12 protein-coding genes and 1 tRNA gene are annotated in these 14176 nt (G+C 61.4%); 3 read left to right on the top strand and 10 right to left on the bottom strand.

What is annotated here, in order from left to right; translation table 11 throughout:
* Nucleotides 1-67: 67 nt before the first annotated feature.
* Complete coding sequence (locus C5750_RS22885; RefSeq protein WP_105737109.1) at nt 68-1111, bottom strand: autoinducer 2 ABC transporter substrate-binding protein; 1044 nt, start codon at nt 1109-1111, stop codon at nt 68-70.
* A gap of 429 nt (nt 1112-1540) precedes the next feature.
* Here C5750_RS22885 and C5750_RS22880 point away from each other — a divergent pair, with 429 nt between their 5' ends.
* Nucleotides 1541-2509: an NAD-dependent epimerase/dehydratase family protein gene (locus tag C5750_RS22880; protein ID WP_105737107.1), complete on the top strand. Its 969-nt coding sequence runs from the start codon at nt 1541-1543 to the stop codon at nt 2507-2509.
* Between the two features lie 46 nt (nt 2510-2555).
* Here C5750_RS22880 and C5750_RS22875 read toward each other — a convergent pair.
* Nucleotides 2556-2630 (bottom strand) — tRNA-Gln (locus tag C5750_RS22875).
* A gap of 220 nt (nt 2631-2850) precedes the next feature.
* Here C5750_RS22875 and C5750_RS22870 point away from each other — a divergent pair.
* Nucleotides 2851-3807, top strand: a complete 957-nt coding sequence (locus C5750_RS22870) for an MraY family glycosyltransferase (protein WP_425350514.1) — start codon at nt 2851-2853, stop codon at nt 3805-3807.
* Here C5750_RS22870 and C5750_RS22865 read toward each other — a convergent pair whose 3' ends face one another.
* On the bottom strand, nt 3808-4731 hold the full coding sequence (locus C5750_RS22865; RefSeq protein ID WP_105737103.1) for a glycosyltransferase: 924 nt from the start codon (nt 4729-4731) through the stop codon (nt 3808-3810).
* 86 nt (nt 4732-4817) lie between these two features.
* Nucleotides 4818-6686 (bottom strand): nucleoside-diphosphate sugar epimerase/dehydratase, encoded by a 1869-nt coding sequence (locus C5750_RS22860; protein WP_105737101.1) that lies wholly within the window; start codon nt 6684-6686, stop codon nt 4818-4820.
* A 253-nt stretch (nt 6687-6939) separates the two neighbouring features.
* Here C5750_RS22860 and C5750_RS22855 point away from each other — a divergent pair, with 253 nt between their 5' ends.
* Complete coding sequence (locus C5750_RS22855; protein ID WP_158531298.1) at nt 6940-8007, top strand: DUF2793 domain-containing protein; 1068 nt, start codon at nt 6940-6942, stop codon at nt 8005-8007.
* Between the two features lie 34 nt (nt 8008-8041).
* Here the strand turns inward: C5750_RS22855 and uraH are convergent, their stop codons facing one another.
* The 6 genes from uraH to puuE all read right to left on the bottom strand — a co-directional run bounded on the left by uraH (nt 8042) and on the right by puuE (nt 14128).
* Nucleotides 8042-8398, bottom strand: coding sequence for a hydroxyisourate hydrolase (gene uraH, locus C5750_RS22850; RefSeq protein WP_105737097.1), 357 nt, complete (start codon nt 8396-8398; stop codon nt 8042-8044).
* Nucleotides 8399-8408: 10 nt separating this feature from the next.
* Nucleotides 8409-8912, bottom strand: a complete 504-nt coding sequence (gene uraD / locus C5750_RS22845; RefSeq protein ID WP_105737095.1) for a 2-oxo-4-hydroxy-4-carboxy-5-ureidoimidazoline decarboxylase — start codon at nt 8910-8912, stop codon at nt 8409-8411.
* Complete coding sequence (gene xdhB / locus C5750_RS22840; protein WP_105737093.1) at nt 8899-11244, bottom strand: xanthine dehydrogenase molybdopterin binding subunit; 2346 nt, start codon at nt 11242-11244, stop codon at nt 8899-8901. Before xdhB ends, uraD begins: the two co-directional genes overlap by 14 nt.
* Nucleotides 11241-12647: a xanthine dehydrogenase small subunit gene (gene xdhA / locus C5750_RS22835; protein WP_105737353.1), complete on the bottom strand. Its 1407-nt coding sequence runs from the start codon at nt 12645-12647 to the stop codon at nt 11241-11243. The genes xdhB and xdhA overlap by 4 nt, the downstream gene beginning before the upstream one ends.
* A 66-nt stretch (nt 12648-12713) precedes the next feature.
* Entirely contained in the window at nt 12714-13214 is a 501-nt protein-coding gene (locus C5750_RS22830) for an ureidoglycolate lyase (RefSeq protein WP_105737091.1), read from the bottom strand.
* On the bottom strand, nt 13211-14128 hold the full coding sequence (gene puuE / locus C5750_RS22825) for an allantoinase PuuE (RefSeq protein ID WP_162800180.1): 918 nt from the start codon (nt 14126-14128) through the stop codon (nt 13211-13213). Before puuE ends, C5750_RS22830 begins: the two co-directional genes overlap by 4 nt.
* Nucleotides 14129-14176 lie beyond the last annotated feature (48 nt).

Raw genomic sequence — 14176 nt, 5'->3', positions numbered from 1 at the left:
CGGTGCCGACACAGTGTTGAGGCGGCGGGCGTCCATACGGACGCCCGCCGCCATCAAACAATAGCGATCAGAAGTTGTAATCGCCCATGTTGGCCGAGGTTACGCCGACCCAGCCTGCACCATAGAGCAGGTTCGGCTTGGATGCATCGGGCACAAGCAGGCTGTTGTAACCGGGCAGACCCAGATCAAGACCGGCCTTGATCTCGCCGTTCTTCTTTTCCAGCGCCATGACGGCCAGTTCGTTCATGGCGTAACCGGCAACGGCCGGGTCCCAGAACTGGATGTACTGGATGTCGCCATTCTTGAGGTATTGGCCCGCAACCGAAACCAGACCCGTACCGGCAAAGAAGACCTTGCCCTTCAGGCCGCCTTCGGCGATCAGGCGGCCGGCACCGGCGGATGTCGGCATGGGCGCGCCCAGGATGCCTTTGACGTCCGGATAGGTAGTCATGGCTTCCTTCAGCTTGGTATAGTCCTGATTGGCATCGTCATAGGTTTCCAGACGTTCCGTCGCCAGCGACATCTCGGGAAAATTCTTCTTCTGGTATTCGATGGCACCGTCGATCCAGTCCATCTGCGACTTCGAGGTCAGGCTGCCGACGGTGGCAAGATACTTGCCCTTGCCGCCCATGTCCTTAGCCAGAACTTCCATCAGCTTTGCGCCGTAGGCCTTGTTGTCGAAGGCTTCAAGCTCGTAGTCGACATTGACGATGTTGGAGGCTTCATGCGCGATGACGACGATGCCGCGATCGCGCGCCTTCTTGAGAACCGGCTCAACCGCTTCGACCGAGAACGGCACGATGCAGATGGCATCGACGCCCTGCGCGATCAGGTTTTCCACGATCTGCACCTGCGCGGCGGCATCCGCCTGGCTCGGGCCGACCATCCACGCATCCGCGCCGGTCTCCGACTTGAACTGTTCAACGCCGGTGCGCATGCGGTCGAACCAGGCGATGCCATCGACCTTGACGACCGTGGCAATCGAATAGGTCTTGCCGCTGGCGGAAGTGACGTATTCCTTCTTGACCTTGGATGTATCGATGGCGCTGTCAGCCATGGCCGGCGTGGCAAGCGCCGCGACGATGGCGAGTGAAGCGAGCAGTTTTTTCACAGGTTTATCCTCCCTTGGTTTTGTCTTGCATTATCCCGGCCGTGCGCGAAGCGCCCGCCCTGAAATCCTTCTCATGCCGCGGAAAAATGCTTTGGCCCGACCATGCACACCAAACCCGGCCTGCCCCCCCGACGGGTGCCGCAGCGTGATGCCAAAAGCTGTCAGATCAATCTGCGCCCAAGGTTCTCCCAAACCGGCGCAAATGTGCTTCTCCCTGCGATTCATGCTTCATGAAACGTTTCATTTAACATTTCGGATCATGCGGGACTTGTCAATACGACTCAACCGAGATTGAACAAATGTTTACCGGGATATTGAATTGTCACGTAATTTTCGTCAGCTGCGGCGGGAATTCGAGCGCCCCCGGCATGAATATGGTTTGGTGCATTGATCCCCGGCGATACCTCTTGGTATGAATGGCGTTCAGAAATGGGGTTTCACATAATGGTCAAGGGCAAGGTCCTCGTCACGGGCGCTTCCGGCTTCATCGGACAGGAGCTTGTGCCTTACCTCATGGCCGCCGGTTATCAGGTGACGGGTGCCTCGCGCTCGCTGGCAAGCCCGGCGACCCTCCCGATTGAAACGATCCCTCTCCCTTCGCCAGCCGCACCTGACGAGGATTTCGCGCGACTGCTCGCCGGTTTCGATCATGTGGTGCATCTGGCCGCCATCGCTCACACGCGGCTGCCGGAGGCGGCACAGCTCTACCACGATGTGAACTGTGTCCTTGCCGCCAAACTCGCCAGGGCTGCGGATCAGGCGATCGGTGGAAAACTGGTGTTCCTCTCGTCAATCCGGGCGCAAGCGGGCGCCACGCAGGAGGGTCTGGTCACCGAGCTGTCGCCACCCCGGCCAAGCGATGATTACGGCCGGGCCAAACTTGCCGCCGAGGCGGAAATTGCCGGGACCATGCCAAGGCGCAACTTTACCATCCTGCGTCCCGTCCTCGTGTACGGTCCCGGCGTGAAGGGCAACATGGCGGCCCTGATCAGGCTGGCGGCCCGCAAGATACCCCTGCCGCTGCAATCACTGACGGGACAGCGTTCGGTGCTTGACCGCTCGGCGCTGTGCCGCGCCATCCTGCACAGCCTGCACAGCACGAATACGGATGGCGGCATTTACATCGTCGCGGACCGGAAACCCATGACAGCGGCGGCAATCGTGACGGCGATCCGGCAGGGCCTGGGCCGCGATGCCGGACTGGTCAGCATTCCCGCCGGTCTCCTGCACCTCGCCGCTATCCTGACCGGCCAGCAGCAGCGCTGGCAAACCCTCAACGGCAATCTCGTGGCAAGCGCCGCCCTGCTGGAATCAACAGGCTGGGAACCGACCATTGATTCCGGGTTGCGGATTGCACAGTCGGTGTTGCCGGGGAACGGCGCAGCCGAACGGGACTGATTCCGCTTATGTAAATATATTCAATGGCTTGGATATTGCTGTGACATGGCTGGGGCGCCTGGATTCGAACCAGGGAATGGCGGTACCAAAAACCGCTGCCTTACCACTTGGCTACGCCCCAAAATGCCGATGCGGGTGCATTCAACCGCAGGACAGCGCGGCCTTATAACCTCTGGTTCCGGCTTGCGCAACGTGAATGATTGCCCAGTTTGTCGCTCTTTCACAATTGTTTCGGCATTATTTTCATGACAAGGGTGTGAACAATCGACTGACACGCAAATTGAGGACGACATCTCTTGCCCCTCATCCTGACCCTCGTCCTTGCCGCCACCATCGGCACCATGCTCCTGCTGGCCGGTCTCATCCGGTTGCTGCCCAGCCATTTCCTGGCCGCCGGCATCAATGAGCGCTCCAACCACACCCAGCCTGCGCGCCAGCTTGGCGGCCTTGCCATCGTGCCGGTCACCCTGGTGCTTCTCTGGCTGTTCGCCGCCCAGGCAGGTCTCGACCAGCGTTTTCTCGTCACCGCGACCATCGGCGCGCTGATCCTCTGGATCACGGGGATGCTCGACGACCGGCATCACCTGCCGGAAAGCATCCGGATCATCGCGCAGCTGACCGCAGCCTGCCTTTGCGTCTATGGCCTGGGCCCGGATTTTCGCCTGCTGCCGGATTTTTTTCCGGTCCTGCTTGAACGGGGCCTGCTTGTTCTGGCGCTGGTCTATTTCATCAACCTGACCAATTTCATGGACGGCCTCGACCTGATGGTCGTGTCCGGCATGGGCATTCCGCTTGCCTTTCTCGCGGGGTTCGCGGCCTTTGGCCTGGCGGGCATGGCCTGCGGCAGCATCGCGGCAGCCATAGCGGGAGGACTGGCGGGTTTTGCCCTGTTCAATCGCCCCAAGGCCACGGTTTTTCTCGGCGATTCCGGCAGCCTGCCGCTTGGCCTGCTCTGCGGCCTTGCCTTTTTCATGGCCGCGCGCGACATGCGCATTGCCACCGGGCTGATCCTGCCGCTGTTTTTCATTGCCGATGCGACGACGACGCTGATCAAGCGCCTGCTCGAGGGCGACAATATTTTCGCCGCCCATTCCAAGCACGCCTATCAGATTGCCAAACGTGCGGGATGGAGCGTCTGGCAGGTTGTGCTCACGGTGGCCGGGCTGAATGTCATTCTGGGCATTTGCGCTCTGGCAGCGAGCTCCACCAGCATTGCGCTCCGGCTTGCCGGCATTCTGGCAGCGGTTGTTTGCGTCTGTGCCGTGCTCCTGCGCTTCCGCAGACGGACAGTGGCCTGATCAGAGCCTGCGGAAGATGGCAGCGAGATAAAGCCCGATCTGGCCCAGAAGGGTCTGCCGGTAAACGCCCGACTGATACAGCGCCAGAATGCGCCGGATGACATTGTCCGATCGCACCTTCCAGTAGAGATCGCAGGTCGCCTGCGCTTCGGCCGTCAGCAGATCCCGGTTGCGCACCAGCCCCTGAATGTTGAGATCGGCCCGATCGGCGAACCGGACGGCAAAGCGGGCGCGCAAGGCAGCCAGTTGCCCCTGCCATCCCGCACCCTGACGGGCCTGGCGGTCACGCACCAGCGGCTGCGGGTCAAAATGCACCACACCACCGGCGCCGGAGACAATCAGATACAACCACCAGTCATGGCTGGAAAATTGCGTTGTCCGGCACGACGCCGCGAGAAGATCGTGCGCCTTGCGGTTGAAAAGCATCGTGCAGCCAGCGGCGATATTCTGGACCAGCGCATTGCGGAATTCCGCCGGGCGTGCATAAAGCGGCGACGAACCAAGGATGGCGCCATTTTCGGCGATGGTAAGCGTCCGGGAGCAGAAGACGGACGGCACGGCAAAGGCATTGTGCTCGATCCAGCGGATGGAGGCGGCAAGCTTTTCCGGCTCCCAGATATCGTCCTGATCGGCAAAGGCATAATAGTCCGCCTGAATGGCGGGATTGGTGATCAGGGAGCGCAAATTTTCGCTTCGCCCTTCGCCCGCACCGTGCAACAGCGTCATCCGGCCCTTGGTCCAGCGCCGCGCCCATTGCTGCAGGATCGTCCGGCTGCCGTCCGTCGACCCGTCATCCGATATCCACAGATCGATATCGGGATAGGTTTGCGCGGCGATGGAGGCCAATTGCGCATCGAGAAATGCGGCACCATTGAAGGTTTCCAGGAGAACGGCAACCGTTCCCGATGATGGAGCCCTTTTCAACAACCGCTATCCCGCTCTGTGTCTGTTTCGGTGAAACCAGTGCAGGTGTTTCTGCACGGGAATCTGGCCAAGATTGAGGTCCTGCGTTAACTGACGGCCTTCTCGAAAAGCAGAGCGCGCACGGCGTCGGGATTCTGTTCCGCGATCAGCCTGCGCAGCTCGTCGACCGCTGCAGGCAGATGATCGACCGGCGCCACCCGCCGCCTGGCGCGCAGAATCTTCGAATGGCTCGTCGCCGAAACGCCTGTTGGATCGTAGAAGAGTTCCTCATGCAGCTTTTCGCCGTCGCGGATGCCGATCGTGATGACCTCGATATCGCCATGGGGGTTTTTGGCGTCTTTCACCGACAGTCCCGCCAGGAGGATCATGTTTTCGGCGAGGTCACGGATACGCACGGCGTCCCCCATTTCCAGAAGCAGAATGTCGCCGCCCTCCGACAATGCGCCAGCCTGAATGATCAGTTCCGCCGCCTCGCGGACGGACATGAAATAGCGGGTCATCTCGTCATGGGTGACCGTCAGCGGACCCCCATGGGCGATCTGCTCACGGAACAGCGGAACGACCGAACCGCTGGAACCGATGACATTGCCGAAGCGGACGCAGGTGAAGATCTGGCCGGTGCCGTGCGTCTTCGCCACATCGCCGTGGTAGCGGACGATCAACTCGGCCCAACGCTTGGTTGCGCCCATGACATTGGATGGACGCACCGCCTTATCAGACGAGATGAGAACGAAATTGCGCACACCCGCCTCGCGCGCCACAGCAGCCAGAACGCTGGTGCCGATGACATTGTTGCGCGCGCCTTCGACAACGTTTTCCTCGACCAGCGGCACGTGCTTGTAGGCGGCGCAATGGTAGACGTTCTCGACCTTGTGCTGTTCGAGCACCACCTTGAGCAGCGATCCATCGCTGATCGAGCCAAGAACAGGCACCAGCACGCAATCGCTGATACCGGCGAGTTCGCGGTGAAGCTGGTAGATGCTGTGCTCATTCACATCGAACAGCACGAGTTTGGCCGGAGCCAGCTTGACGATCGTCCGGCAGAGTTCCGAACCGATGGAACCGCCGGCGCCGGTCACCAGAATGACGCGGTTTTCCACCGTCTTGTCGAGAAGGTCGGGGTCGGCAGGCACCGGCGAGCGCCCCAGAAGATCGTCGATATCGATATCGCGCAGATGGCTGACAATGTATTTTCCGGCGGTCAGGTCGGAAATCGCCGGCAGGATGCGCACCTTGACATTGAGCGACTTGAGCTTGCCCATCAGCAAACGGCGCTGATTGCCGCTCAGCGACGAGGTGGTCACGATCATTTCGTTGATGCCGAAATTATCGATCAGCTCTTCGATCTGCGCGGTCGGATAGACGCGGATGCCGAGGATGTCCATGCCATGCAGCGTGGCGTCGTCATCGATGAAACCGGCGACGAAAACCTCATTCTGGCTGCGCAGCGCATTGGCCAGTTGCCGCCCCGCATCGCCAGCGCCGAATATCAGGCACTGCCGGGCCAGCAGCTTTTCGCGGATCGGGCTCCACAGCAGCCATTTGGCGGCAAAGCGGCTGCCGCAAATCAGGACAACGGCGAGGACCCAGTAGAGAAAGGGGACAGCGCGCGGCACGCCTTCCGCACCGGTCATCTGGGTCAGAAACGCAACGACCACCCAGATGATGACTGAAAAGCTCACCGCCTGCATCATGGTCCAGATGGCTTTGTCAGGCAGATATCGAATAACCGCCCGGTAAAGCCCAAAGCGGATAAACACCGGCGATGCGATCAGAGGGGCGGCGATCATCAGCATCGCCTGCTCGGTATTGGGCATAAACAGGGTGTTGAACCGCAGCACATAGCTGAACCAGGCCGCAAATGTCAGCACCACCATGTCGAAGCTGACAAGGAGCACCTGCTTATAACGACGCGGCATCATGGCGATGCGTTGCCGAAAATTTTCCAATTTCATTGATCCTCGGTGCTTACGGTATGCCTGGGTGACATGAGAAACTGCGATTTTTCTTAAAGTCCAATTTGAGGCATTTGTGAGATGAAGATGCCCATCCTTAGATTCCCCAATAGTTTCAAGACCAGTAACATAGGGTTACATAAATGCAATCATCGTCTGGCGGTCAATCGGCCGTTGTCCTTTCAGCCACTTTATCCAACACAGACTGGCAGCGTTTATCCTTGGCCTTTTCCCAATGATGGAACAACGCCCCATGGACCAGACACCCAATCTTCAGCTCCCCTACATCGCACCGTCGCAGGCACAGAAACACGTTACCCATAACGAGGCCATCCGGGCACTGGATGCCCTGGTGCAGCTATGCGTGGTCAGCAGAACGCTGACGGAGCCGCCGGCCGAGCCGCGGGACGGGTGGCACGCGTGGATCATCGCCGAGACCAGCCTTGCCGTTTTCAGCCAGGGGCAATGGACCGATTGCCGCCCGGCAACAAATCCCGTCGACCGCGTCGGCATCCACGCGCAGGCGGATGATACGAACCGCCTGTGCGTGAAAAGCCCCGCCTCGCTGTTCGACCATGCGGGCAGCGGACATCAGCTGAAAATCAACAAGGCGGGCGATCAGCAGCTCGCATCCATTCTTTTCCAGTCGGATTATCAGGGCCGCGTCGAGATCGGCACGATCTGGAACCGGAATTTTTCCATCAAGGCCAGCATCGACGGCAAGGATTGGCGGGATATCATGCTTGCCGACAGCAGCTCCGGCGCCGTGCAGTTTCCCGGCGGCATCGTCCAGCCGAGGACAGGCAAAAAACTGTCCGGCCTGATTTTTCTACCCGATGGCGGCGGTACCGCCGTTCTCGAACCCGCTACGGGTAGTGCCGTCTGTGCCTCCGTCTCCGCCGACCTTCTGTCGCTGAAAGGCAAGGCGGCGGCGGGCATCTTCGCCTCCAGCATGCGCGGTTCCGCGATGATCCGCATCTGGAACACCGCGAAATCGCCGGCGCAGTCCGCCTGGGTGAAATGGGACACCGCAGCCGAACAGCTGCAGGTCAGCAATCCCGCCCATATCCGGTCATGGGCCGCGGGCGATGCGATCCAGACGTCCGATCCGGCAAACCAGACCATCGCTCTCGATCTTTCGCCGCTCATGCAAAAGCAGCTTGGCGGGGCCTTTCCGCAGGATGGGGTGTTGCTGGGCAACAGCGCGGGCGGGGATGTAACCCTCTCCTGTCCCATGGTTTCACCGGTATCATCCAGCAATCTGCTCATATTTAAAGCCGAAGAGCGCAGGCGATATACCGTGATCGGGATTTACGGATGAGCGCTGCCCACGGCACTGCACTGCAAAACTTTCCTCAGCTGCCACGATAGGTCGAGTAGGACCATGGCGTCACCAGGAGCGGCACGTGGTAATTCGCCGCCACATCCGCAATGGCAAAGCGGATGGGCACCACGTCGAGAAAGGCGGGTTGCGCTAACTCAATGCCCTTTGCCCGAAAATATGCCTCGACAAAAAAACTGAGTTCGTAGCGCCCGGCCGCCATTTCATCCGGCGACAGCAACAAGCCATCGGTACGGCCATCGGCATTGGTGACCGCTTTCTTCAGCACATGCCGTGTTTCATCCGCATCGATCCGGTGGAGCGTCAGCCTCATACCTGCGGCCGGGCACCCTGCCGCCGTATCCAGCACATGTGTGGACAGTTTTCCCATGGATGACCTCTCAAACTATCAGATCGTCGAGCCGGAACCGCGCGATCAACGCAATCTGGCGCAGGGCTTCGGCCACCTCTTCGCCGGCATTGTTCTGCAACCGCGTCCTGAATGCCGCCAGGATGGAATGCTTGTCGTGACCGCGCACCGCGAGAATGAAAGGAAAGCCGAACCGCCGCTGGTAACCGTCGTTCAACTGGTGAAATTCATCGAATTCGGCATCCGTCAGCCGGTCGAGCCCGGCACTCTTCTGTTCGCTGGTCGAGTGTGCCGTCAGGCTGCCCTGGCGGGCGGCCTTGCCCGCAAGGTCCGGGTGGGCACGGATGAGGCCAAGCTGCGCCACCTGCCCGGCCTTGTCGACGGCGCCCGTCATGGCCGCATGCAGCAGTTCGACACTGGCGAAGGGCCGCAGCGGCACCACCGCCTCCGCAACCCAGGGTGAATGCTCGAAGATGCCGCCCAGCGCCTTGACGAAGGTCTCGGGCGCGGCATCGTTCAGTTCATCGAGAGTCATCGCGATCTTTCTTCAAGCGTTGTTTGAGGGCGTTCACCGCACGCAGCACGTTTTCCGGCGTCGCGGGCGCGTCGAGCCGGGGCGCGACAGCACTCTGCGCCAGCGAGGCAATGGCATCACGAATAGCCAGCCAGACCGAGACCCCGAGCATCAGCGGCGGCTCGCCGATGGCCTTGGAACGAAACACCGTTTCCTCGCGGTTGGGCGCGTTGTCGAGAATGCGTACATTGAATTCCGGCGGAACATCGCGCGATCCGGGAATCTTGTAGGTGGAGGGCCCGACGGTGCGCAACCTGCCCGTCTTGTCCCACCAGAGTTCCTCGCAGGTCAGCCATCCCATGCCCTGGACAAAGGCGCCCTCGATCTGGCCAAGATCAATCGCCGGGTTCAGCGGCGAGCCGACATCCTGCAGGATATCGGCGCGCAGGCAACGGGTCTCGCCGGTCAGCGTATCGACGGCCACTTCCGTCACCGCCGCGCCATAGGTGAAATAGAAGAAGGGCCTACCCTTCATCGTCTTGCCGTCCCAATGGATTTTCGGCGTGGCGTAATGCCCGGCTTCCGACAGCTGCACCCGCTTGAGCCAGGCCATCTTGGCCAGTTCGCCGAAGGATATGGATTCATTGTCGGCGTGGACGCGGCCTTCACGGTAGACGATGGCCGCTTCCTGCACGCCGAAATGTTCGGCGGCAACGGCGGTCATGCGCGCCTTGATCGCCGTGGCCGCCTTGAAGGCCGCCATGCCGTTGAGATCGGAGCCGGTGGATGCGGCCGTGGCACTGGTGTTCGGCACCTTGCCTGTCGCGGTGGAGGAGATGCGCACCATGTCGAGTTCGACCTGGAAGACTTCCGCCACGACCTGCGCCACCTTGACGAACAGGCCCTGCCCCATTTCCGTGCCGCCATGGTTGAGGAAAATCGAGCCATCGAGATAGACATGCACCAGCGCACCGGCCTGGTTGAGCGATGTCAGGTTGAAGGAAATACCGAACTTGACCGGCATCATCGCCAGCCCCCGGCGGATGACCGGATTGGCGGCATTGTGCGCGTCGATCTCGGCACGCCGCAGGCGCCAGTCGGCCGAGGCCAGCACCGCTTCGGTCACCTCGATCAACCGGTTGTCTTCCACCGGCTGGCCATAGGGCGTCACCGCGCCGGTTTCATCGCCGTAATAGTTGATGGCGCGGACAGTGTTGGGATCGAGCTGCAATTCCCGCGCGATGGTATCGATGATGTTCTCGATGGTCAGGATGCCCTGCGGCCCGCCGAACCCCCGGAAGGCGGTGTTGGAAACCGTATTGGTCTTGCAGGCATGGCCGATGAACCGGGCATGGGGAATATGGTAGGCATTGTCCGTGTGCGTCAGCGTGCGGGTGATGACAGGGCCGGTGAGGTCGGGCAGGTTTCCGGCGCGGGCGAGATATTCCACATCCAGCCCGCGAATGCGGCCGCGGGAATCGACACCGACTTTCCAGTTGGCCACATAATCGTGCCGTTTGCCGGTTCCCGCCATGTCATCGCGGCGTTTCAGCCGCAGCTTGCACGGCTTGCCGGTCTTGGCAGCCACCAGTGCCGCCGCCCCGGCGATGATCGTCGCCTGGCTTTCCTTGCCGCCGAAACCGCCGCCCATGCGCCGCACCTGGCATTCCACTGCATTGGCATGCAGGCCGAGGATCAGCGCCACATGGTGTTGCACCTCCGTTGGATGCTGGGTCGAGGAGTGCACCAGCATCTCACCGTTTTCACCGGGAATGGCATAGGCAATCTGGGTTTCCAGATAAAAGTGATCCTGCCCGCCCATATGCAGCGTACCGGACAGGATATGCGGCGCACCGGCAATCGCTTTCGCGGCATCGCCGTCGATGACTTCCTGCGGCGGCAGGACATAGCTCCCGCGCCGGTGGGCTTCCTCGATATCCAGCACCGGCTCCAGCGGTTCGATGTCGACCTTGACCTTCTTTGCGGCGCGATAGGCCGTTTCGAAATCGCGGGCGGCAACGACGGCGATGACCCGCCCTTCATGATCGACGATGTCCTCGGCGAACAGCGTTTCGCCATTCAAAATCGGCCCGACCTCATTGTGGCCGGGCACATCCCTGGCCCACCAGACACCGGCCACGCCCTCCATCGCCAGCGCCTGAGCCGGATCGATGGATCTGAGCCGTCCGTGTGCGACCGGCGAGAGCACGAAGGCCGCGTGCAGCGTGCCCGGCAGTTCGGGCATGTCGTCGATGTAGTTCGCCTCGCCCGCCACGTGGCGTGCGGCGGAATCATGGGCAATACCCTTGCCGACGATGCTGCGCTGGACGATGTGGGGAGAGTTATCGGTCACAGTGCCATCACCTCCACGGTCTCGCCGGAGACATCCCGCCAGAACCGTTCGGCCAGATTGGCCGCCACCTGCAGACGGTAATCCGCGCTGCCGCGCCAGTCGCTGAGCGGTTTGAAAGCAGCGGTGATTGCTGCGGCGCAAGCTTCGACCGCCTTTGCATCGAACTGCGTGCCGACCAGCGCCTGCTCTGCCGCCTGCGCCCGGCGCGGCGTTGCCGCCATGCCGCCAAAGGCAATGCGCGCGCTGCGCACCTGGCCATCCTCGCGGGTGATGCAAAAGGCGGCGCAGACCGTCGAGATATCCTGATCATAGCGTTTGGAAATCTTGTAGACGCGAAAATCCTGCCCCGGCTTCGGCTTGGGGATGGAGACCGATGCGATCACCTCATCGGCGCGCAGTTCCGTCTTGCGGTAATCGAGGAAGAAATCCTCCAGAGCCATGAACCGGCGGCCGTTGAGCGAGGCCAATTCCACGTCGGCGCCCAGCGCGATCAAGGCAGGCGGGCCATCGCCGATCGGGCTTGCGGTGCCGATATTGCCGCCAATGGTTCCCATGGACCGGATCTGGGTTGAGCCGAAACGCCGAATAAGCGTGGCAAAGGACGGATAGGAACCGGCGGCGCGCGCCAATACCTCTTCCCAGGTCACGGCAGCACCGAAACTCAGGTGATTGCCCGTCTCGCCGATGGCCCGCATTTCCCGCACATGCGCCAGCGAGATCACCTCGTCCCAGTCCGCATGGTAATCGGCCAGCGCCACGCCGAGATCGGTGCCGCCGCCGAGCAGCAGAGCATCCGGTCTGTCCTTGCGCAGTTGCAGAAGCTCCGCCAGCGTTTGCGGCTGATGGAACGTCGAACCACCGGCCGTTATCGCCTTTTGCGGCTCCATCCTGGCAAAGGCCGTCACTTCGGGGCCCGGTATCGCTGCGCCTGTCACCTTGCGCGCCGCTTCAACGATAGGGCGGTAGCCGGTGCAGCGGCAGAGATTGCCAGCCAGCGCATCGTGGATTTCGTGGTCATCGGGATGTGCCGTGCTGGCGGCAAGACCGGCCAGAGAAATGACGATGCCCGGCGTGCAGAAGCCGCACTGCGACGAACCGTTTTCTGCCATTGCCGCCTGTACAGGATGCAGATCGCCGGTCTTCAGCCCCTCGACGGTGACGAGCGCCCGCCCGTCGATCTGGCCCATGGCGAGAATGCAGCTGTTGGCGGCGTGATAATGCACCGAATCACCCGCGGGATCGCCGATCAGCACCGAGCAGGCACCGCAGTCGCCCTCGGCGCAGCCTTCCTTGGTTCCCGTCAGGCGCGGCGCGCTGCGCAGCCAGCCGAGCACCGTCATATCCGGCCGGACCGACGCCTGCTGTTTTTGACCATTGAGGAAAAATTTGATCGTTTGTGACATGATGCACAGCTTCATCCGGCAGCGATGAAGCGTCAAGGGGCAGAGGGACGTTCGTGGTGCCGCGGTTCAGATTGTTTCGATCCGATAAACCATATCCTTGAAGAAAAACTCTTCCAGATTGTCCCCTGCACCGCCACGGTCGACCACAAGGAAATCAGACACCGCGTCCAGCGCAATCAGCGGGTGGTGCCAGACATTGCGGCCGTAATTGACGCCCTGGTTGCCCTGCGCCCGAAACGCCACGGGCTGGCCGGGGCGGCCCGCATCGTCTTGCGCCACGACGACGAGAAACGGCCGCTCCTGCAGCGGATAGAAGGCCTGGCTGCCCAGCGGATGGCGCTCGAGCATCGCGATGTCGATGGGCGCAGCGAAAGCCTGTCCGCGAAAGATGTTGACCAGAACCCGCGCCTGCGCGCCCGTCACATCCACCTTGGCCAGATCGTGAAAGCGCTGCGTGGTGCCATTGTTGATCAGACGCACTTCAGCGCCATCGGTTTCGATCACATCGCCAAAGGGTTCGAACGCCGCGCGGGTCAGCGGCTGGACGGCAAGCAGAGGGATGGTCATACCGCAGTGTCCGGACGATGATGCTCGTGCCAATGGCGGGCGATATCGATGCGCCGCGTCACCCAGGCCCCTTCGTGCCCCTGCACATAATCCAGGAACCGCTCCAGCGCCGCCGCCCGTCCGGGACGCCCGACAAGACGGCAATGCAGCCCGACGGAGATCATCTTGGCTGCGCCTTCCTGCCCTTCCCGGTAGAGCACGTCGAACGTGTCCTTGAGATAGGTGAAAAACTGGTCGCCGGTATTGAAACCCTGCGGCGTGGCAAACCGCATGTCGTTGGCATCGAGCGTATAGGGAACAATCAGATGCGGTCCCTTCGGCCCTTTCACCCAATAGGGCAGTTCATCCGCATAACTGTCGGCGGAATAGACGAAACCGCCCTCTTCCATGACGATCTTCAGCGTGTTGTCCGAGGGCTTGCCTTGATAAATGCCGAGCGGACGTGTGCCGGTGACTTCCGTGTGCAGCCGCACCGCCTCAAGGATGTGCTGGCGCTCGACCTCTTCCGGACAATCCTTGTATTCCAGCCAGCGCAGCCCGTGGCTGGCGATTTCCCAATCGGCCTCCTTCATGGCGGCCACCGCTTCCGGATTGCGCGCCATGGCCAGCGTCACGCCATAGACCGTGACCGGCAGGTTGCGGCGGGTAAAGATGCGCCACAGCCGCCAGAAGCCGGCGCGGGAGCCGTATTCGTAGATGGATTCCATGTTGAGATTGCGCTGCCCCGGCCATGCCGCCGCACCAACGATCTCCGAGAGCAGGTTTTCCGACGCCGGATCATTGTCGAGAATGCAGCTTTCGCCGCCCTCCTCGTAGTTGATAACGAATTGCACGGCGATGCGCGCATGGCCCGGCCATTTCGGGTCCGGGGTATTGCGGCCGAAGCCAACGAGATCACGGGGATAATCGGACACAGAATGCCTCTTCAACAAACAGTGAAGCACCCCCTCTATCCGCCGGAC

The organism is Phyllobacterium myrsinacearum, from assembly GCF_002980555.1.
Taxonomy (GTDB): Bacteria; Pseudomonadota; Alphaproteobacteria; order Rhizobiales; family Rhizobiaceae; genus Phyllobacterium; species Phyllobacterium myrsinacearum.
The sequence above is the reverse complement of the archived record's forward strand: the minus strand, read 5'-3'. Positions and strand labels throughout refer to the sequence as shown.